Raw genomic sequence first — 20253 nt, 5'->3', positions numbered from 1 at the left:
GCGACGCCACAGTCAGGGCGCCGCGCGATCCGTCCTGCGCGAAGATCAGGCGTCCTTACGACGTAGCTGGATGAAGCCCATGAGAAGGAAAAGACCCGCCCAGGTGGCTGCGACGAGCCAGCCTGCACCCGCGCTGACGTATCCGTCTGCCAGATCCATGAAAATCCCTCCGTCATCCGGGGCGTTGGACATTGCATCGCCGGCCTTCGACATCGACAGGAGGTGGAAGTTCCTGACCAGCGACGAAGCAGGAAGGACGGACAACACGATCGGTAGCAGCAAGATTATCGAGATGACGGTTGCTACCCCAGCAGCGACAGAACGCAACAGGGCGCCGATGCCCAGACCGAGAACGGCCGAGAGGCCGATATAGACCGACCCGCCGATGAGCGCGGACATCACCCCGGCGGACGTCAGACCCACCTCGATCCCGAGGGCGGTGAACATCGGATAGGTCACGGCCCATGAGCCGCACATCGCAACCAGAGCTGCGGCGGTCACGATGAGGAACAGTACGACCGCTTTGGCGGCGAGGACGGTGCCTCTGCCCGGGACTGCGAGGAGCGTCGATTGAATCGTCCCGCTCGAGTACTCACCGCTGATGATCAGGACCCCGAGAACCCCTGCCAGGAGCTGCCCGAACAACACGGTTCCGATGGTGACCTGATCCAGCATGAAGCCCACCGAGGGCTCGCTCGGCACCCCGGCGCTTTCCGCGGTGACACCCAGGACCGCACTGATCGCGACCCCGGGGACGACGATGGCCACCAGGAGGCTGACCGTCGATCGAAGACTCGTGAGCTTGATGGACTCGGACAGGAGGACGTCGACGAACCTCGGAGTGTTCTTCGCGGGAGCGGTCGCGCGTCGGGCTTCGAGCACGTTCATTCGTGTGTTCCTGTCCCTGGGGTGGTCGATGATCGGTATTCGACGTCTTCCGCGGTGAGGGCGATGTAGGCGTCTTCCAGCGAACCCGATATCGGGGTGACTTCGTAGAGGACGACCCCGCCCGCTGATGCAGCAATAGCCGCCTGCTCAGCGGTCAGCCCAGTGATCTCGATGGCACCATCGGTCAGAACCGAGAAGGTGATGTCAGGCCCGGTGATCGTCGTCATCAGACGATCCGGGTCAGGAGTGCGCACTCGAGTCACGGAACGAGTCGCCCCGGAAATGACGCTGCCGATGGAGTCATCCGCCAGGATCCTGCCTCGCCCGATCACGATGAGCCGGTCGGCGGTCTGAGCCATCTCGCTCATGAGGTGCGATGACAGCAACACCGTTCGGCCCTCGGCCGCCAGATCCCGCATCAATGTCCTCACCCACCGGACGCCCTCCGGGTCCAAGCCGTTCACGGGCTCGTCGAGGATGATTGTTGCCGGATCGCCGAGCAGGGCAGTAGCTATACCCAGTCGTTGACTCATCCCGAGGGAGAATCCGCCGACACGCTTGCCTGCGACCGAATCGAGTCCTGCCAGGCCGATGACCTCGCGCACGCGAGGAGCTCCGATCCTGTGCGTGGCCGCGATCGCGAGGAGGTGTCTGTACGCCGAGCGGCCGCCGTTGACGGCCTTCGCATCCAGCAGCACACCGACCTCCCGTAACGGTGCCCGATGCTCGTGGTACAGGCGCCCGTTCACCGTCACCCGGCCCGCGCTCGGTCGATCCAGGCCGACGATCATCCTCATCGTCGTGGATTTCCCCGCCCCGTTCGGCCCCAGAAAGCCCGTGACCTGCCCGGGTTCGACCGTGAAGTCGACCGCATCGACCGCAACCTTGGTCCCGTAACGCTTCACGAGCGCTTCTGCCGCAATCATGTTCTCCTCTTTCGCATGCGAACCACGCTAGGCGTGCTCGCCGGCGAACACATCGGACCTGGGTCCCGCCCTGATCTGCAGTGCAGTACCTGGGTACTGCAGATCAGGGCGGGACCCCTTGATCTCACTCGCTGCCGCGTTCTTCCTCGTCGCGCCATGGCTGTTCATCGCCCTGAAAGTGGCCGGCGCCCTCTACCTGCTCTGGCTGGCCTACAAGACACTGCGACCGGGCGGCATATCCCTGTTCGAGCCGAGCGGGCTTCTCCGCTATTCCTCGAGCAAGCTCTTTCGCATGGGACTGGTCACGAACCTGATCAGCTGGTGAAGGTACTGGCTGTAAGGTCGGCGATTCTCCGGCCGTGAGAGATCGGATCGGTGGGACTGCCGCGCAGGAAGCTTGTCAGAGTCCCGTTGTAGATGAGCAGAATAGACGCTGCCAGGTCCTCCGCGCGGACCCCGGCCAGTGGTTCTGAAAGCCTTTGGAGGCGCCGGGTGAGCAGTGCCGTGTCGGCGCCGATCAGGTCACCTGCCGGATGGGCGGTACTGGAGATCTCCACAGCGGTCGACAGGAACGCGCACCAGCGGACGTTGTGCTGGCGTGCGCGGTACAGCTCCAGGGCGTCGAAAACCGCCAGCAGACGATCCTGATCGGAATTCGCCGCTCTGATCGCCTCATCCCAATAGGCCTCCCAGATCTCGAGCCGCCGCTGAAGACTGGCCTGAAGCAGGCCGTCCTTACTGCCGAACTGCGCGTAGAGGGTGGCAACGGAAACGCCCGCCCGTTGAAGTACCTCATCCACCCCGGTCCTGGCGATGCCGTTCAGAAAAAAGAGTTCGTCCGCGGCATCCAGTAGCCGCTGCCTCGCCGGTGAATGCCTGACTTGTACTTCCATGGCGTCCACTATAACGTCGGTTCTACTATAACGGTCGTTCTACCTGGGAGGCGGAGTGCGCACCGATCTGCCGTTCGTCATCAGTGCTACCGCCCTCATCGCGGCCACCTACGGGCTGAGTCGATTCGGCTATGGATTATTCGCTCCAGCCTTCGGCCGGTCCTTCGACCTGACTCCCGCGGTCACCGGCACCATCTCCAGCGGCAGCTTCGTCGCTTACTGCATTGCGGCAGCCGCGGCGTACCGCATGACCGGCGCACCCCGCCGGACAGTGCTCCTTGCTGGAGCGGTCGCGTCCGCGGGCAGCATCGGAGTGGCGCTCTCAGGGTCCGTGGCGGTTCTGGCGGTCAGCATGCTCATCGCCGGCGCCGGCGCGGGGTTCGCCTCACCCGGCCTGGTCACGCTTGTCGAGGAGAAGATCAGCTCATCCGATGCCGCCCGGACACAAGCGGTGGTCAATTCAGGCACAGGATTCGGTGTCGTCATCGCCGGGCCCCTCGCCCTCATCCTCACCGATCAATGGCGGACAGCCTGGTGGATCATCACCATCATCAATATCAGCGCCACCATCGCCGTACTGGCTACGGGCCGACGATCCGCAGCAGTCCCACGCACCCAAGAACGCCCCACCTCCCGCATCGCAGACCTCAGACCCCTGCTTCTGGCCGCGGCTGCCGCGCTCCTCGCAGGTGTCTCCAGCGCCGCCGTCTGGACCTTCGGCCGGTCCCTGGTGGTCACGCAAGGACAAATGACCGAACCCGAAGCGACCGTCTTCTGGGTGTGTCTGGGAGCGGCCGGCATCGCAGGCGCCTTCTCCGGCGATCTCGTCACCAGATGGGGTCTGCGAACGGGATGGATCACCACCACGACACTGATGGGTTCGGCCACGCTGGTCATCGGCGCCTGGCCCGCTGACGTCACAGCCGTGTACGTCGCCGGTGGGGCGTTCGGCGCCAGTTACGTCGCGCTCAGCGGAATCCTGATCGCCTGGGCCACCCGTGTGCTTCCTGGACGCAGCGCAGCCGGAACCGCGGCCCTCTTCATCACGCTGGCCCTCGGCCAGGCCCTCGGGGCACTACTCATCGGTGCACTGCTGGGGATGGTCGGCCCCACAACGGCTTTTGCCATCTCTGCCGTGATCGCCGGTGCAAGCATCGCCCCGGCGATCCGTGGCACGACCCCTACCCGACCGAATTCCCGCGCCCGGTGAGGAATCGTCCGACGGGTTGTCGAGCGTGACGCCCGGTGGCGGGACGGTCGAAGTGCAACTGCTGCCCGTCGACCTCCTAGTGCCGGCCGGCGAGGAGCCTGTACTGGGGGTTGTCGGCGAAGAAAGCCGAAGCCATGGGGCATCGGGGGGTGAGGCTCAGACGGCGTTTGTGGGCGTTGAGCACGGCGTGACGCATGAGGGTCGCGCCGATCCCCTGGTCCTGGAATCCGGGCTGTTCCACGCCGTCGAGGAGCACGATCCGGGCTCCGTTCATCGTGTACTTCAGCCATGCGGCGAGGGCGCCGTCGATGATCAGCTCGAACCGGCAGTACAGGGCGTTGTCGCGGAACGTCTCCTTGAGCTCGAGCGCGAGATCGGGACCGCGGGTTGCGGCCTGCCGTGCGCGGCACTCGAGTTCATCGACGATCGCTTCGTAATGATCCATGGCACCGGCGGGCGGATGTCCGGTATCCATGAGTTTGAAGGCCTGGTTGGCCAGGACGCGCAGTTGTCGGGTCGATCGTGCTGCAAGGCCTCCATGGGACCGGTCATCATCGAGCAGCGTGATGTCGCGCTCATGACGGGCAGTCTGCGGCTCGGGTTCCTCGTGACCGGCCGGAGGGTCGGCCAGCGAGAGCGTAGAGCCCGACTCGACCGTCGTCGTCGTGCGAGTGGGACTGGTGTGGACTGGGTGCGAAAGTTCTGTCATAGCCGTTCCTGTATGGGTCAGAACCATGGCCTTCGTCTAGACCCCGGTGTCTGCAAGAGGATATCGAGAAGACACCCGAAAGCAAACCAAGCCGGCTGACGACCCTGCCTGGCGACCGGAATCGGCAGCCCCGGCCTAGACCCAGAGTTCGAGCTGGACCTGCCCGGCCAGACGCCTGAGGACCTGCACATCCTCCTCGGTGAAGGTGCGCGGTCGCTCGTCGATGAGGCAGAGGGTACCGATACGCCAGCCCTCGACTGTGCTGATGGGGTGGCCTGCGTAGAAGCGAATCCGGGGCCCTCCGGCGACGAGGGGATGATCCCGCCACTGCGGGGCGATGGTGGCATCAGGAATGACGAGAGTGCGGTCCTTCTCGATGGTCCTCGCGCACAATGCCAGGCCCCGTGGAAGGTCCTGGCCGATAGGTCCGACGACGGACTTGATGACCTGTGCGTCCTCGGTGATCAGGGCGATGGAGGCCGAGCTGACGCCGAAGTACTCGCGGGCCTGCCGGGTGATCCTGTCGAAGCGTTCCTCCGGCCCGGTCTCGAGCAGCCTCGACTCGTACAACGCGTGGACGCGCCGGAATTCGGTCTCGTCCGGGTCAGGATCATGTCCAGCTTCGGCATGAGTGGGGTCACCGGAATCAGCGGCAGGAACACCAGCGCCGGCGCCATGGTCCCCGACCGGCGGGGCGGTGAAGTCGTAGCCGTCGGGGGAGAGTGCCAGATCGCGGAGGTATTCGCTGTAGCCGGAGAGGGAAGCGACGTCCTGGTCGCTGTAGTGCGCGCCGTCGACCGTGGAGCCAGTGCTGTCGAGCAGTTCATTGATGGCCTGGGCGAGCAGGTCCCGCTCGGGTGCGGAAAGCATCACCAGGCCGGACAGGTATCCCTGGATCTCCAACTCGTCGGCTTCGCCTGCGAGTTCGGAATACGTCGTCAAAACATCTTCGAGGTACAGGGCGGCGGCGCGGACGGCCTGGATCGCGCTCCACTGCTGCACATACTCATCCAGCATGCCTGATTCCTCCACCAACTCATTCGGGTTTCCCTGCAGGGCGTTCCGACGGAATGCGCGCTACGGATCAAGATTAGCGCTATGCGTGTCCTGCGTGGTCGGACCGACCATGAGCAGGAAATTGATGCGAGCCCTTGAACCTGCAGAATGCCTTCGTCCCGAGCGGATCGGGGCCCCCGAGTCCGGCGGTCACGAGCCGCCGAGCAGCACGAGGCGTTTCTCCTTCGCGTCCCAGCGCCGGACGATCCCCGCATCGAGTCGCTCCCTCGGGCGGTTCCGCAGGATGCCGAAGGCGGACGCCAGCTGGTCCGCGGTGAGGCCATGGCCGAGGGTGATGTGCGGCGTCCACGCGCCGGGCACGGTGGTGGGGACGGCGTCCGCGACGCCGTCCAGAACCCGCCAGATACGAGAGTGCAGGTCCGTCAGGGCGGCATCGGCCACCACCTGGCGGGCGAGCACGAACTTGCGCCGCGTCGGGAAGACGAGGAAGCCCGCCGTCACCAGCGTCGGCCCGTCCCCCGCCACGACGGACGCGAGATCGACGTCGTAACGGTCGTCCATGCGTGCGGCAGCCGCCAGGGTGATGTGCGGCGCGTTGCTGAAGGACTGGTGCTGGGACTGGTTGGGCAGACCGGCGGCCTCCAGCGCAGCCCAGTCCTCGAGCAGGAACGCCTCCGACGCCGGTCCCAGCAGGAGTTCGACGTCATCGGCCATGCCGTGCGTGCCCTCCTGCCGGTCCCGGCGGCTCCCCTGCCCGCCGGCTCAGCGTGGCTGTCGCCGGAAGTCGCCGACGCCCTCCGAGCCGTCCACCTCGGTGGCCCCGGTACGGGGATTGCGCTGCGGACGCTGGTAGGACAGCTCCCCACCGTTGCGACCGCCGAACGGCCTGCCGTGGTCCGCGTACTCCTCCCGGAAGAATGCCAGTGCCCAGGCGCCGAGCTGGATCCGCGCGCCGGTCCGCAGGATCGAGGGTTCCCTGCCGTTGACGCTGCCCGTGATGGCGCCGCGCGGCACCAGCACGTACTCGTCATCCTCGGTGTGCAGGACCTCCGCGTGGACGTCATCGAGGCCGTCGAGCCTCAGCATCGCGTCGCCCGAACTGCCGATCGTGGTGTGGTCGGCCACGAGTTCGAACTCCCGCGGCACCTGGCCGTTCCAGACCTGCGAGTTCTGCACGAAGATGAGCCGCGGGCGGCCGCCTCCCCGCACGTAGTGCGTCGTCGTGATGGTCCGCCTGATCCGGCGGTTGACCGTCGGCACCAGGGGGAACGGCGTGGACGGCGGGAGGAGCGACGGTGCGGAGCCCTTCTCGAGCGCGCGCCGCCCGATGCCGAGCAGCGGCGCGAGCGTCCCCGGCGACCCGAGCCGGATGTGAGGGGAGCGTGTGATCAGGCGCTGCGCCATGGAGGTCTTCACCGCGCCGAGGCTGACCAGCGGGCCCTTGGGACCGGCAACGGACACCGCGAGTCCGCGGCGCGCCAGGGCTCCGGCGAACGCCCGTACCTGCCCGATGCCGGGCAGGTTGTTCCCGCGGAACGCTGCCGGGTCGTCGACGAAGATCTCGACGGTGGTGCCGGCCGCCTTCACGGTGCCGGTCAGTCTCGCCTCCGGCTTGCCGTCGGTGGCCGGCTCCGCCAGCGAGAAGTCGATGTCGATGTCGAACCTGAGTGACGATGCCATGTCGGTCGGGGCGGTTCAGCCCTGGGCGGTGCCGGCGGCGTTGTCACTCGTGGTGATGCGGAGCGTCCCGTCGAACTTCCAGGTGGCACGCGGGGCGTCCGGGCCGATGTCCCTCGGGACCTCGATGGTCATGTCCTGGAGCGTGTAGTTGATGGCGGCGCCCCGGCCGGTGAGGTAGGACCACATCTCCTCGGCGAGGTCCGTCCAGTCACGGATGGTGTGGGTATCGCCGGCGCTCGCGCTCGAGGTGTTCTCAGTCATGTCGATTCCTTCATCGGTTCTTCAACAATGACAGACGTCCTCTGACTCCGTCTGACGTGGGTACCCCACACCCTAGTCGAGGCGCCGAGCCACCGGTACCCGCCGCGATACGTGCGCACCGCCGGCGGGTCCCGGTGTCCTGCAGGTCACCACTTCGGGTGGACCGTGCCCCTGAAGTGGCGGTCGTAGATGCCGGCGACGTCCGCGCTGATCCTGCCGCCCAGTTCCGTGTGATCGGCTGCGGCGGCATTGGCGCGTGCCTGCTCTGGGTTGCGTGCTCCGGGGATGACCGTGCTGACGCCGTCCTGCGCGATGATCCAGGCGAGTGCCGCCTGCGCGGTGGTGACGCCGTCCGGCACCAGGTCGGCGAACTCCTGCGCAGCCTGCAGCCCGGTCTCGTAGTCGACGCCGGAGAAGGTCTCACCGACGTCGAAGGCTGCGCCGTTGCGGTTGTAGTTGCGGTGGTCGTTCTCCGCGAACGCGGTGTCCTTCGTGTACTTGCCGGAGAGCAGGCCGGAGGCGAGGGGGACGCGCGCGATGATGCCGACGCCGGCCGCCTTCGCGGCGGGCAGGACCTCGTCGAGCGGCTTGAGGCGGAATCCGTTCAGGATGATCTGCACACTCGCGGTGCTGCCGCGGGAGATGGCCGCGAGCGCCTCGTCGGTGCGCTCCACGCTGACGCCGTAGTTCCTGATCACGCCGTCGGCCACGAGGGTGTCGAGGGCGTCGTACACCTCGTCGGAGCTGTAGACGGAGGTCGGCGGGCAGTGCAGCTGCACGAGGTCGAGGGCGTCCACGCCGAGGTTGGCCCGTGACCGGTCGATCCACTGGCGGAAATTGGCGAGCGAGTAGTTCTCGGGGGTCTGGTCCACGCGGCGGCCCATCTTGGTGCCCACCAGGATGTCCTGGTCCGGGTTGTCCGCGAGGAACCGCCCGATCGTCGTCTCGCTCCTCCCGTCGCCGTAGACGTCCGCCGTGTCGAAGAAGGTCACGCCCGCTTCGACGGCGGCGTCGAGGACGGCGACGGCGTCCTTGTCCTCCACTTCGCCCCAGTCCGCGCCGAGCTGCCAGGTGCCGAGGCCGACGACGGAGACGGGACGGCCGGTTCTTCCGAGAATTCGTTGTTCCATGATTCCGACTATAGGCCGGGCAGCGTGGCCTGGGTCGCCGGAGCCCCCGCCGTCGCGCGATCCTCCGGCGTCGTGCGATCCTCCAGCGGCGCGCGCGCCTGCGTCCGCGTGCGCTCCTCCGTGCGGGCCGGGCGGTACTCGCCCACCGACGTCGACCCCTTGCCGGCGATCCAGCGGGCGGCCTCGTGCTGCAGGTCCCTCTGCCGCTCGGCGTCCATACGGTCCAGGAGCGCCACCACCATGTTCGACCGCGGGTTGCGGGCGAACAGGTCCCGGTAGTCACTGACGAACTCCCAGTACAGCGCGTCCCAGCTGAACCGCCAGGGGCCGTCCCTGAAGTCGCTCATCTTCTTGATGTAGTTGCTGCCGCTGACGTAGGGCTTGGTGGTGATCATGCTGCCGGCGGCATATTGGCTCATGGCGTAGACGTTGGGCACCATGACCCAGTCGTACGCGTCGATGAACATCTCCATGAACCACTCGTAGACGGCGTCGGGCCTGGCCCGCATCAGCAGGGCCGCGTTCCCGAGGATCATGAGGCGTTCGATGTGGTGCGCGTACGCCGTGTCGAGGATCCGCGTGATCACGGAGTCCACCGGTGCAAGGCCGGTCTCGCCGGTCCACCACCGCTCGTCGAGGTCCGCGGTGAGCTCCAGTGTGTTGCCGGTCCGCATCTCGCGCCCGCGGAGCACGTAGGACGCGCGGATGTACTCACGCCAGCCGATCACCTGGCGGATGAAGCCCTCCACGCTGGCGATCGGCGTGTCGTGGCGTTCCGCGAAGTCGAGCGCGAGATCCACCACCTCGGCGGGACTGAGGAGCCCGGTGTTCATGCTGGAACTCAGGGCCGAGTGGAACAGATAGGTCTGGCCCACGGCGATGGAGTCCTCGTAGGGGCCGAACAGCTCGAAGCGCTCAGTGAGGAACGCCTCCAGGGCGTCGGACGCCTGGCGGTGCGTGACGGGCCAGTTGAAGGACTCGGCGTTGCCGGGGTTGTCGGGGAAGGCGGTCGCCACCCAGGCGATGGCCTCCTGAACCTCCACGGGGCGCTCGAACGCGGGCAGGTCCGGCAGGGTGAGCGTCCTCGGGAGTTTCTTGCGGTTCTCCGTGTCGAAGCTCCATTTCCCGCCCGTCGGGGAGCCGTCGGCTTCGACCAGGAGGCCGAGCCGCTTGCGCTGCCACTCGTAGAAGGTCTGCATGCGCCAGTTGTGCGAGGAGAAGTAGGTGCCCAGGACGTCGCGTGCCGTGAGGAACTGCGGTGTCTCGAGGACGTGCGCCTCGACGCCGGCGTCGGCGAGCGTGCGGGTGAGCCTGCGCTCGAGCCAGTCGTCCACGACGTCGTAGTAGGTCACCAGGGTGGCCCCGCGGTCGGCGAGCACTGCGGCCAGGCGCTCCTGGCTGGCGTGCTCGGCCGACGTCTCCACGTAGTCCACGTCGTAGCCCGCATCCTCCAGGCGTCCCGCGAAGAGGGTCATCGCGGCACGGTGCAGCACCAGCTTCTGCTGGTGGAACCGCAGGCTGCGGAACAGGAGGTCGTCCTCGAGGAACACGAAGCGGGTGTCGCGGGAGGCCTCGAGGTGCTCCTCGAACAGCTGGTGCGGCAGGACGAGTCGAACGTGCACCGGGGCGCCTTCCTGGAGGAAACAGTCGTCGGCCGCCACCCTAGCGCCCGCCTCAGACACTGCCTCGGACGACCCTCGGACGCTTGACTGTAAGCAGGCTTAGTGGTTCCGTGGGAGCACCGTTCGGCTCCTGAGAGGACCACCGTGAGATCACTCTGGCTCGACACCGCCCCGCCCATCCCGTCCGACTCCCTGCAGGACGGCGCCGCGTACGACTCCGTGGTGGTGGGGGCAGGGCTCACGGGCCTGACGACGGCGTTGCTCCTGGCCCGGGCCGGCCACCGCGTGGCGATCCTCGAAGCCCGGACCGCAGGGGCGGTGACCACGGGCAACACCACCGCGAAGGTCTCGCTCCTCCAGGGCACCAGCATCTCCACCATCCTCAAGCACCACGACGCCGAGTTGGCGCGGGCCTACGTGACCGGCAACCGGGAGGGCCAGAGCTGGCTGCTGCGGTTCTGCGACGAGCACGGTATCGGCTACGAGCGGCGCGATGCCGTGGACTACGCGACCACCGACACCGGTGCCCGGAAGCTCACCGACGAGCACGAGGCCTGCACGGAGGCCGGCCTCGTCACCGAACTCGGCAACGCCGCGGAACTCCCCTTCCCCGTCCGGAAGACCCTGCGCCTGAAGGACCAGGCGCAGTTCCACCCGCTCGAGGTCCTCGCCGGTCTGGCCTCCGAGTTCCGGCGGCACGGCGGATCACTCATCGAGGGTGTCCGCGTCGAGGGGGTCGCGAAGGCTCGCGCGGGGGGCGACGGCGTCGAACTGAGGACCAGTGCGGGCGCCGTGACGGCATCGAACGTGGTGCTCGCGACGGGCATCCCGATCCTCGACCGCGGCGGGTACTTCGCCGTGCTGCAGCCCATGCGCTCCTACTGCGTGGCGTTCACGGTCGGCGACGACGTGCCGGAGGACATGTACCTCAGCGCGGACTCCCCCACCCGGTCGCTGCGGACCGCCACGGTGAACGGCACGAAGTACCTGATCGTCGGTGGCAACGGCCACAAGGTGGGCCACAGCTCCAACACGCAGGCGAAGGTGGACGACCTCACGCGCTGGGCGCAGGAGTACTTCCCCACCGCGCGGCCCGCCTACGCGTGGTCCGCCCAGGACTACACCCCGGCCGCGGCCGTCCCGTTCGTCGGCAAGGTCCCGGCCGGTGGCGGGCACATCTACGCCGCGACCGGCTACAACAAATGGGGCATGACCAACGCCGTCGCCGCGTCCCTCGCCCTCGCGGCCGAGATCCTGGGCGGCAACATGCCGTGGGCCGAGACGCTCTACCGCACGAAGGTCAGCCCGGCCGATGCCCTGCAGACCGCCCAGGCGAACGCCGTCGTCGGCATGGAGATGGTCACGGGCTGGCTCTCGGGCCTCGCGCGGTCGGCGTCGTCCGCTCCCGCCGAGGGCGAGGGGCGCGTGATCCGCGAGGGCGCACGACCCATCGGCGTCTGCACGGTCGACGGCGTCCAGCACCGCGTCTCCGCGGTATGCCCGCACCTGAAGGGCGTCCTCACCTGGAACGACGCCGAACGGTCGTGGGACTGCCCGCTGCACGGCTCGCGGTTCACGGCGGACGGCAAACTGCTGGAGGGCCCGTCGACGTCGGACCTGGCGGACACCCGCAGGTAGGCCGGAGAGCACGCCCGTCTCCTGACCCTGTTGCGCGCGGCGAGGAGCCCGCCACGGAGACGCACCACCGACGGAGGGAGATCGCGATGACGACAGGATGGGCGGGAGACGCGCACCTCGTGCGGGCCGTGGACCGCGCGGTCGGATCAGCACCCGCAGCGGTGGCGGTCGTCGCCCCCGGGCGTGAGCTGACGGCGACGGCGCGCTCGGACCACCGCTCCACCTTCGAGATCGGGTCCATCTCGAAAGGGCTCACGGGGCTGCTGTACCGGGACGCGGTGGAGCGGGGCATCGTCTCCCCGGACACCGTGCTCCGCGAACTGCTCCCCCTGGAAGGGCACGGGGACGTCGGCTCCGTGAGCCTGGGGTCCCTGGCCACCCACCGCTCCGGGCTCCCGGGCCTGCCGCCCGGCATGCAGCCGGTCCGCCGATCGCTCCGGTTGTGGATCCGCGGCGAGAACCCCTACGGCGATTCACTCGCCGAGCTCCTCGAGCAGACGCGCGGCCTGCGGCTCGGCACCCCCCGGCCCCGCTACTCGAACCTGGGGTTCCAGCTGCTCGGACACGCCGTCGCCGCTGCAACCGGCAGCAGCTACGAGCGGCTCCTGCACGACGTCCTCGGGCCGGAATTCTCGACGCCTGCACGCGCAGGGGACCTCGGGCCCGCGGACCTGAGGGGATCCACCCGCTTCGGGCGCCCCATGCACCCCTGGGTCGGCGAGGCCATCGCGCCCGCGGGAGGCATCCGCGCGACCATCGATACGATGCGCGACTTCCTCCGTTCGGTCCTCGACGGGACGGTCCGGGGCGTCTCGGCGCTCGATCCCGTCGCGGACCTCGCGCCCCGGGTCGGCATCGGCGCCGCCTGGATCACCATCGAGCATCACGGCCGCAGGGTCACGTGGCACAACGGCAGCACCGGAGGGTTCAGCAGCTGGATCGGCGTCGACCGCGCCGCCGGTACAGGAGTCGTCGTGCTCACGGCGGTCCACCGCTCCGTCGACCGGCAGGGTCTCCGGCTCTTGGAGGACTTCACGTCCGGGACGGCGTCGTCGCCCGACCGCTGACCGGTGCGGGGTCGAGGTCCCGCCGACGGGAACTTCCGGACCCGGCGGTCGAGTTAACCCTTCAGCTGCTCCTGGGGGCTGTCGGGCAGCACTTCAATCGCCACACAAGGGGTCCGTCATCGTGAGCCGAACCGTCGTCACCCGAGCCGGGCTCTTCGGGCGGCTGCTCCTGGGCGTCCTCCTGCTCGGCGGGCTCGCCGCGGTGGCGGTCCTCCTCGGGCCCGGTGTGCTCGGCGCCCTGCGCACGGAAGGCATCCCCCTGCCCGGCGGCCCGGATTGCACGGTCGGGACCTCCGACGGGGTGATGGGAATCGACCGAGCCCAGGCGAAGCACGCCACCACCGCCGTGGCACTCGCCGCCCGGGGCGTGGCGGCCCCCGACACCTCCGGCCTGGACGACGCGGTGCTGCAGCGACTGGCCGACGGGCCGGTCGGTGACGCAGGGCCCGTCCTGAGCTGCCGGGGATCAGCGGCGACGGATCTGCCGCTGGAAGAGCTCACCGCCACCGGCCTGACACCCCGTGCCGAGCAGGTGCGCACGGACATGGCGGAGGTGTTCGGCGAGCAGAGCGTGGGTGGCTTCGCGCCGGGGGGTGTCGGCCAGGGGCACGGCGGGGATTCGACGCACTACGACGGCCGGGCCATCGACATCCTCTTCCGCCCGGTGACCGAGGAGAACCGGCGTGAGGGGTGGATGCTCGCGCACTGGCTGGTCGCCCACGCGGACGAATTGGACATCCAGTACGTGATCTTCGACGACCGGTTCTGGAGCGCACACCTCGACCGGGGGCAGTGGCATCCCTACGACGCACCCAAACCCGCCAACGAGATCCTGCGCCACCTCGACCACGTCCACGTGGACGTCCTCGGTGGTGGCCCTGCCTGAGGGCGGGTGTCAGCCTCGCGTGCGGCGGACCCTGGCGGCGAGTCCGCTCACGGAACCCGTGGACCTGCTGATGAGGATGACGAGAGCGCCGAAGCCCGCGATGGAGACGGCGATGCCGGCCACGTAGAGGAACGCGGAGAGATAGCCTGACGCCGGATCGAGGAACGCGTACGGGACCCAGCCGTCGGTGGCGCCCCGCACGAGCAGCACGACGGCAGCCGCGATGTTGCCCTGCATGGTGAAGAACCCGAAGGAGTTGAACGGATTCACCGCAGCACGCAGCGGGACGCGCTGCGTGCCCACGGCGAGGACGGTCATCGCCGGGCGTCCCGCGCAGCCATCTCCTTCAGCAGGTCCCGCATCTCGGTGAGGAGCGCGGTGTCGACGGGCATGGGCTCCTGCACGGGGCCCTGCGCCTCGGCATGGGCCCGGAGCCGGGCATTCGCGCGGTTCATCGGCACCACGAAGAGGAAGTACACGACGGCGGCGGTGATGAGGAACGTGATCATCGCGGTGATGACGGCTCCGACATCGACGAACGTCGCGTCATTGCCGGGTCGGAGGCGGAACCCGAGGCCGGAGGCGTCGATGCCGCCCGCGGAGGCCACGATCGGGTTGACGATGTTCGCGGTGAACGCCGCGACGAGCGCGGTGAAGGCGCTGCCGATGACGACGGCGATGGACAGTTCGATGACGTTGCCGCGCAGGATGAAGTCGCGGAAGCCCTTGATCATGGGATCCTCTCGGGGTCGTGGCATGGACGGTCGGCAGGCTCCGACGGGGCCGGGAACGCACGCCGTCAGGAGTTCGCAGGCGCGTTCCCCCGCCGGGAGACGATGAGGTCGACGACGTCGAGCAGGTCGTCGATCTCCCCGCGGCTGGTGCGGCCGGCCCCGTCCGTGGCGAAGAAGGCGGCATCGTAGTAGAGGCCGTCGCCGAGCAGCTTGACGGCGCGCGCAGCGGTGCGGTCACCGAGCTGCGCCTGGAGCGTATCGAGCCAGCCCTCCTGGATCTCGGCCAGCGAGGACTTCGCCGTCGGGTGTCCCTGCTGGGCGAGCCGCGCCATGGACACGAGCGCCCGGTCGAGGGCGCTGTCCTCGAAGACCGAGGTGCGTACGTAGTAGCGCGCGGCTCCGTCCTCGGCCGAGGCCATCGCCTCGCGGTCCCGATCGGCGAGTCCGCGGAGACGATCCGCGAGGCCGTCCACGAGGGCCTCCTTCGAGGGGAAGTGGTAGAGCAGTCCGCCCTTGGAGACGTCGGCTGCGGCGGCCACCGCCTCCATGGTGGCGGCCCGCTCACCGTCGCGGATCAACGCGTTTTCGAAGCTGTCGAGGATGCGCTCGCGGGAACTGGACACCCGCTCATGATACCGGTCACGTTTCTTGTACTGTACCGGCTGGACGGTATAGCCTTGAGGGATGACAACCACACCCTCCGCTTCCGCACGTGTGTCCGAGGTGAACCCGCGTGCCGTTCAGCTCCCCTCCCTTGCCGGCCGCCGCGAGTGGTTCGCCCTCGCCGTGCTGATGCTGCCGGTGTTGCTCGTCTCCGTGGACAACACAGTGCTGAGCTTCGCCCTGCCGGAGATCTCCCGCCACTTCGCCACGAGCGGCACCATGCTGCTCTGGATCGTGGACAGCTACCCGCTCGTCCTGGCGGGACTCCTGGTCGCGATGGGCAGCTTCGGCGACCGCTTCGGCCGGCGCCGCCTGCTCATCATCGGCGCGGTGGGCTTCGCCCTGTTCTCCGTCGCGGCCGCCTTCGCGCCGACCGCCGGTTACCTCGTGGCATCCCGCGTGGGACTGGGTGTCTTCGGCGCCATGCTCATGCCCTCCACGCTCTCGCTCATCCGCAACATCTTCACGGACCGCAACCAGCGCCGGATCGCCATCGCCGTCTGGGCCGCGGGCTTCTCGGCCGGCGCCGCCCTCGGGCCCCTGCTCGGCGGCCTGCTGCTCGAGCACTTCTGGTGGGGTTCCGTGTTCCTGCTCGCGGTCCCCGTGCTCGTGCTCATGCTCGCGTTGACCCCCGTCGTCGTCCCCGAGTCGAAGGACGCCAACCCGGGCCGCGTGGACTACGCGAGCATCATCCTGTCCATCGGGACCATGCTGCCGGTGGTCTACGCCATCAAGAACCTCGCCAAGGGTGGACCGCTGCTCGTCTCCGTGACCGCCGCGTTCATCGGCCTCGCCGCCGGCACGGTGTTCGTCATGCGTCAGCTGCAGCGCCGCGACCCCATGCTCGACGTGCGCCTGTTCACGGTGCGGGCCTTCACGGGCGCCGTCCTGGTGAACCTGCTGGCGATCTTCTCGCTCGTGGGATTCCTGTTCTTCGTGTCCCAGCACCTGCAGCTGGTGCTCGGCTACACCCCGCTCGACGCCGGGCTCGTGCTGCTGCCGGGGCTGGTCATGACGATCGTCGCGGGCCTCGGCGTCGTGCCCCTCGCCCGGCGCCTGCCGCCGCACGTCGTCGTGTCGATCTCACTGCTCTTCTCCGCCGTCGCGTACTCCATGATCGCGCTGCTCGGTGAGGGCGGGTCCGCCGGCTTCCTGATGATCGCGTTCGTGGTCCTCGGGGTCGGTGTCGGCGCTTCGGAGACCGTGTCCAACGACTTGATCCTGTCCACCGTCCCGGCCGCCAAGGCCGGTGCCGCGTCGGCCGTCTCGGAGACCGCCTACGAGGTGGGGTCGGTCCTCGGCACCGCGGTGCTGGGCAGCATCCTGCTGGCGTCCTACCAGCGCAACCTGCTGCTGCCCGCCGGCCTCAGCAGCGCCCAGGCCGAGTCCTCCACCGAGACCCTCGGAGGGGCGGTCGAGGTGGCCACGCAGCTCGGTCCCACCAGTGCATCCCTCCTCCGGGATTCGGCCTTCCACGCCTTCGACAGCGGGGTCACGGTCACGGCCGGCATCGCCGCCCTGCTCATGGTCGGCGCCTCGGTCCTCGCGGCATGGAGCCTGCGGAGCACGACGGCGGAGCGCGTCGGGCACTAGGCGACCCGCACTGCGCGAGGGGTCCGTTCCGGGAGGAACGGACCCCTCGTGGGTTCCGGCGGGTTCCTGTGGTCCCGTCGGTGTCCGGGCCGTTGTCCGCCGACGGGGAGGGTGGAACAGTGGACCCATGGTGATCGAGGTGCGCCCCGCGACGGTGTTCGCCGATGTCGCAGCGATGGTGGGGCCCAAGCGGCCGGACGCGAATGTCTGCTGGTGCCTCAGCTACCGCATCCCTTCCCGGCAGAACACCGCCCTGGTGGGCCCGGATCGCGGCGACCTCGTGCGGCGCCTGTGCGCGCAGGACCCGCCGCCCGGAGTCCTCGCCTACGACGGTGACGAGGTGGTCGGCTGGGCCGCCGTGCACCCGCGCGCCGACACGAGCTTCGCCCGGAACCGCAGGATCCCGCACATCGACGACACCGACGTGTGGTCCGTGTGGTGCATCCGGGTCCGGCCCGGCTATCGCGGGAAGGGCATCTCGCACCGCCTGCTCGCCGGCGCCGTCGACTTCGCGCGCTCCTACGACGCGCCGGCCATCGAGGGGTACCCCGTGGACAACGGGGACAGGAAGGTTGATCCCACCATGGCGTACGTCGGCACACGCAGGCTCTTCGAGCAGGCCGGCTTCACGCAGGCGGCCGAGACCACGTCTGTGGTGAACGGGTTCCCGCGCATCCTGATGCGGCTGTGACCGCGCCGACAGCGATGCGCACAGCGAACACGGGCCCTCGCCGCCGGGTGTCCCGCCGGCATCGGGGACAATGGGAGGGTGGCCCTGCTTACCGAATCCCCTGTCCTCGACGCCGACGCCGTCCGCCGTGAGGCCGGACGCCGTCGTACCTTCGCCGTCATCTCCCACCCCGACGCCGGGAAGTCGACGCTGACGGAGGCCCTCGCACTCCTCGCGCGCGCCATCCAGGACGCGGGCGTCACGCACGGCAAGTCGAGCCGCCACGCCACCGTCTCCGACTGGATGGGCATCGAGCAGGAGCGTGGCATCTCGATCAGTTCCGCCGCCCTGCAGCTGACCTACCGCGACACCATCCTCAACGTCGTGGACACCCCCGGCCACGCCGACTTCTCGGAGGACACCTACCGCGTCCTCGCCGCCGTCGACTCCGCCGTCATGCTCATCGACGCCGCCAAGGGCTTCGAACCGCAGACCGTGAAGCTGCTGGCCGTGTGCAAGGCACGCAACATCCCGATCATCACCGTCATCAACAAGTGGGACCGCCCGGGCCTGGACGCGCTCGGCCTGATCGACGACGTCGGCGAGCGCACCGGCATGACCCCGGTGCCGCTGACGTGGCCCGCCGGTATCGCCGGTGACTTCCAGGGCCTGATCGACCTCCGCGCGGACCGGGCCATCGCGCTCGAGGCCGTCGAGGCCGGTGCCCAGGCCGCCGCCGAGACCGAGGTGGACATCGACGCCCTCGACCCGCGGGACGCCGGCGCCTGGCTCGACGCGCGCGAGGAGTCGGGGCTCGTGGAGTCCTCGAACGGCTCCTTCGACCGCGAGGAGTTCGAGGCCGCGCGCCAGACGCCCGTCCTGTTCGCGGCCGCGGCGAAGAACTTCGGCGTCTCGCAGCTCCTCGACATCCTCGTGGACGTGGCCCCCTCCCCCTCACCGCGCCCGTCGAAGGAGGATGAACCGCGCCCCATCGACGCACCCATGTCCGGTTTCGTCTTCAAGGTGCAGGCCGGCCAGGACAGCGCCCACCGCGATCACATCGCGTACCTCCGCATCTGCTCGGGGACGTTCGAACGCGGCATGGTCATCACCAACCAGCGCACGGGCAAGCCCTTCGCCACGAAGTACGCGCACCGCGTCCTCGGGCGCAGCCGTGAAGTGGTGGACACCGCGTGGCCGGGTGACGTCGTCGGGCTCGTGAACGCGACGAGCCTCCGCGTGGGCGACAGCCTCTTCGCGGAGGAGCCCGTGCAGTTCCCCGACATCCCGCGCTTCTCCCCCGAGCTGTTCGCCGTCGCCCGGGCGAAGGATCCGGGGCGCTACAAGCAGTTCCGCCGGGGCATCGAGCAGCTCGAGCACGAGGGTGTGGTGCAGGTGCTGCGCTCGGATCTCCGAGGCGACCAGGCGCCCGTGCTCGCCGCCGTCGGGGCCCTGCAGTTCGAGGTCGCGGCCGAGCGGCTCGGCACCGAGTTCAACGCACCGACCTCCCTCGACAACCTCTCCTACACGCTCGCCATGCGGGTGGCCCCGGAGAGCCAGGGCGTGCCCCAGACCTTCCGCGGCGGCGAGATCCTGTTCCGGTCCGACGGCGAGATCGTCGCGGTGTTCGGTGACAAGTGGAAGGTGGGGCACTTCCGGAAGGACTTCCCCGACGTCGTGCTCGAGCCGATCGGCGCCGCCGTCGACCAGTAGGGCCGCTCCCGGGCCCGGAGGTCAGTAGCTGCCCGACGCCCCGCCGCCACTGAAGCCCCCGCCTCCGTTGAACGAGGACCCGGAGGCGTTGCCCCCGGTGCCGCCGGAGTAGAGCGCGGGGTTGGTGAGGTAGAGGGGGAGCCAGACGGCCGGGTTGCTCACCGCGTCGTCTCCCCGGCGGCTGTACCGGTACTTCCGGTACGCCTCACGCTGTTCCTCCGTCAGGCGCAGGTCCGGGTCCGCGGCCTCGGCCGCCCGCAGCTCCTCGTCGGAGATCCGACGACGGCGGCGCGAGTCCGCCGCGAGCAGCCAGACGATCCCGCCGAGGAGCACGGCGACACCGCCCGCGACCCACCCGAAGAGCACCCAGTCGAAGGGCTCCTTCACCGGATCCTGACCCTGCGCGTACCCGTAGATCCGGCTGACGGCCTCCGTCAGCCCCTGCGCATACTCCTCGTCGCCGAACGCCGGCTCGAGGACGTCCTCGACGACCTCCTCGGCGTCGTCGTCGGAGAACGCCTCACGCACGCCGTCGGCGGTCTCGATACGCAGCTCGCGCTCACCGGTGTCCGCGACCACGAGCACGCCGTTGTCCGCGCCGGCGTCGCCCACTTCCCAGTCGGTCGCGACGGACCGGGCGTAGTCCTCGATCGATCCGCCCGCGTTGTCCACCGTCAGGACGGCCACGCGCACGGCGTCGGTCCGGCTGTTCTGCTGATCGATGAGCGCGTCGAGCTCCTGCTCCTGCTCCGGGGTGAGGACGTCCGCTGCGTCGAGGACGTTGCCCTGCGACGGCGGCTCCGGGACCGATGCCGGCCCCCCGTCGCTACACCCCGTGAGGAGGAGCAGCAGGACGGCGCCCGCTGTGACCGCGGCGCGACTGTTCGTCATGATCGTCCCCCTGCCTCGACGGCGGAGCGGGACCGGCGTCCCGTTCACGCACAGTCTAGAGG

22 protein-coding genes are annotated in these 20253 nt (G+C 68.9%); 8 read left to right on the top strand and 14 right to left on the bottom strand.

What is annotated here, in order from left to right; genetic code table 11:
- Positions 1-45 precede the first annotated feature (45 nt).
- Positions 46-888, bottom strand: coding sequence for an ABC transporter permease (locus AC4D2O_RS18180; RefSeq protein WP_490908789.1), 843 nt, complete (start codon positions 886-888; stop codon positions 46-48).
- Positions 885-1814: an ABC transporter ATP-binding protein gene (locus AC4D2O_RS18175; RefSeq protein ID WP_490908787.1), complete on the bottom strand. Its 930-nt coding sequence runs from the start codon at positions 1812-1814 to the stop codon at positions 885-887. The genes AC4D2O_RS18180 and AC4D2O_RS18175 overlap by 4 nt, the downstream gene beginning before the upstream one ends.
- A 118-nt stretch (positions 1815-1932) precedes the next feature.
- On the opposite strand from AC4D2O_RS18175, the gene AC4D2O_RS18170 reads away from it, so the two are divergent.
- The gene (locus AC4D2O_RS18170) at positions 1933-2139 is read left to right on the top strand and encodes a LysE family transporter (RefSeq protein WP_490908786.1); all 207 of its coding nucleotides are present in this window, start codon (positions 1933-1935) and stop codon (positions 2137-2139) included.
- On the opposite strand, the gene AC4D2O_RS18165 is transcribed toward AC4D2O_RS18170, so the two are convergent.
- Positions 2129-2707, bottom strand: coding sequence for a TetR/AcrR family transcriptional regulator (locus AC4D2O_RS18165; RefSeq protein WP_490908785.1), 579 nt, complete (start codon positions 2705-2707; stop codon positions 2129-2131). The genes AC4D2O_RS18170 and AC4D2O_RS18165 overlap by 11 nt on opposite strands.
- Positions 2708-2762: 55 nt before the next feature.
- Between AC4D2O_RS18165 and AC4D2O_RS18160 the strand changes: the two genes are divergently transcribed.
- Complete coding sequence (locus tag AC4D2O_RS18160) at positions 2763-3917, top strand: MFS transporter (protein ID WP_490908784.1); 1155 nt, start codon at positions 2763-2765, stop codon at positions 3915-3917.
- 76 nt (positions 3918-3993) lie between these two features.
- On the opposite strand, the gene AC4D2O_RS18155 is transcribed toward AC4D2O_RS18160, so the two are convergent.
- The 7 genes from AC4D2O_RS18155 to AC4D2O_RS18125 form a co-directional block, all read right to left on the bottom strand.
- Positions 3994-4626, bottom strand: a complete 633-nt coding sequence (locus AC4D2O_RS18155) for a GNAT family N-acetyltransferase (protein ID WP_490908783.1) — start codon at positions 4624-4626, stop codon at positions 3994-3996.
- Between the two features lie 135 nt (positions 4627-4761).
- Positions 4762-5643: a GAF domain-containing protein gene (locus tag AC4D2O_RS18150; protein WP_490908782.1), complete on the bottom strand. Its 882-nt coding sequence runs from the start codon at positions 5641-5643 to the stop codon at positions 4762-4764.
- Between the two features lie 189 nt (positions 5644-5832).
- The gene (locus AC4D2O_RS18145; RefSeq protein ID WP_490908781.1) at positions 5833-6357 is read right to left on the bottom strand and encodes a 2'-5' RNA ligase family protein; all 525 of its coding nucleotides are present in this window, start codon (positions 6355-6357) and stop codon (positions 5833-5835) included.
- A 48-nt stretch (positions 6358-6405) separates the two neighbouring features.
- On the bottom strand, positions 6406-7323 hold the full coding sequence (locus AC4D2O_RS18140) for an FHA domain-containing protein (protein ID WP_490908780.1): 918 nt from the start codon (positions 7321-7323) through the stop codon (positions 6406-6408).
- A 15-nt stretch (positions 7324-7338) separates the two neighbouring features.
- A complete protein-coding gene (locus AC4D2O_RS18135) occupies positions 7339-7584 on the bottom strand; it encodes a hypothetical protein (protein ID WP_490908779.1) in 246 nt (81 codons plus the stop codon).
- Between the two features lie 146 nt (positions 7585-7730).
- Complete coding sequence (locus AC4D2O_RS18130; protein ID WP_490908778.1) at positions 7731-8714, bottom strand: aldo/keto reductase; 984 nt, start codon at positions 8712-8714, stop codon at positions 7731-7733.
- Positions 8715-8722: 8 nt separating this feature from the next.
- On the bottom strand, positions 8723-10336 hold the full coding sequence (locus AC4D2O_RS18125) for a cryptochrome/photolyase family protein (protein WP_490908777.1): 1614 nt from the start codon (positions 10334-10336) through the stop codon (positions 8723-8725).
- Between the two features lie 144 nt (positions 10337-10480).
- On the opposite strand from AC4D2O_RS18125, the gene AC4D2O_RS18120 reads away from it, so the two are divergent.
- From AC4D2O_RS18120 to AC4D2O_RS18110, 3 genes are all read left to right on the top strand, one after another.
- Positions 10481-11974, top strand: coding sequence for an FAD-dependent oxidoreductase (locus AC4D2O_RS18120; RefSeq protein ID WP_490908775.1), 1494 nt, complete (start codon positions 10481-10483; stop codon positions 11972-11974).
- A gap of 86 nt (positions 11975-12060) precedes the next feature.
- Positions 12061-13041 carry a serine hydrolase domain-containing protein gene (locus AC4D2O_RS18115; protein WP_490908774.1) on the top strand — a complete coding sequence of 327 codons (981 nt, stop codon included), beginning with the start codon at positions 12061-12063 and terminating at the stop codon, positions 13039-13041.
- Positions 13042-13162: 121 nt separating this feature from the next.
- Positions 13163-13927 (top strand): VldE C-terminal domain-containing protein, encoded by a 765-nt coding sequence (locus tag AC4D2O_RS18110; protein ID WP_490908772.1) that lies wholly within the window; start codon positions 13163-13165, stop codon positions 13925-13927.
- A gap of 9 nt (positions 13928-13936) precedes the next feature.
- Here the strand turns inward: AC4D2O_RS18110 and AC4D2O_RS18105 are convergent, their stop codons facing one another.
- The 3 genes from AC4D2O_RS18105 to AC4D2O_RS18095 form a co-directional block, all read right to left on the bottom strand.
- Positions 13937-14245: a hypothetical protein gene (locus AC4D2O_RS18105; RefSeq protein WP_490908771.1), complete on the bottom strand. Its 309-nt coding sequence runs from the start codon at positions 14243-14245 to the stop codon at positions 13937-13939.
- Complete coding sequence (mscL, locus tag AC4D2O_RS18100) at positions 14242-14661, bottom strand: large conductance mechanosensitive channel protein MscL (RefSeq protein WP_490908769.1); 420 nt, start codon at positions 14659-14661, stop codon at positions 14242-14244. The genes AC4D2O_RS18105 and mscL overlap by 4 nt, the downstream gene beginning before the upstream one ends.
- Before the next feature lie 65 nt (positions 14662-14726).
- On the bottom strand, positions 14727-15284 hold the full coding sequence (locus tag AC4D2O_RS18095) for a TetR/AcrR family transcriptional regulator (protein WP_490908768.1): 558 nt from the start codon (positions 15282-15284) through the stop codon (positions 14727-14729).
- 61 nt (positions 15285-15345) lie between these two features.
- Between AC4D2O_RS18095 and AC4D2O_RS18090 the strand changes: the two genes are divergently transcribed.
- From AC4D2O_RS18090 to AC4D2O_RS18080, 3 genes are all read left to right on the top strand, one after another.
- Positions 15346-16917, top strand: a complete 1572-nt coding sequence (locus tag AC4D2O_RS18090; protein WP_490908767.1) for an MFS transporter — start codon at positions 15346-15348, stop codon at positions 16915-16917.
- A gap of 127 nt (positions 16918-17044) precedes the next feature.
- Positions 17045-17608 (top strand): GNAT family N-acetyltransferase, encoded by a 564-nt coding sequence (locus AC4D2O_RS18085; RefSeq protein ID WP_490908766.1) that lies wholly within the window; start codon positions 17045-17047, stop codon positions 17606-17608.
- Between the two features lie 78 nt (positions 17609-17686).
- Complete coding sequence (locus AC4D2O_RS18080; protein WP_490908765.1) at positions 17687-19300, top strand: peptide chain release factor 3; 1614 nt, start codon at positions 17687-17689, stop codon at positions 19298-19300.
- Positions 19301-19321: 21 nt separating this feature from the next.
- On the opposite strand, the gene AC4D2O_RS18075 is transcribed toward AC4D2O_RS18080, so the two are convergent.
- Positions 19322-20191: a TPM domain-containing protein gene (locus tag AC4D2O_RS18075; protein WP_490908764.1), complete on the bottom strand. Its 870-nt coding sequence runs from the start codon at positions 20189-20191 to the stop codon at positions 19322-19324.
- Between the last annotated feature and the right edge of the window lie 62 nt (positions 20192-20253).

This window comes from Arthrobacter sp. TJ-238 (assembly GCF_058269215.1).
Note: the sequence above shows the minus strand (reverse complement) of the source record. Positions and strands in the feature narration are given on the sequence as shown.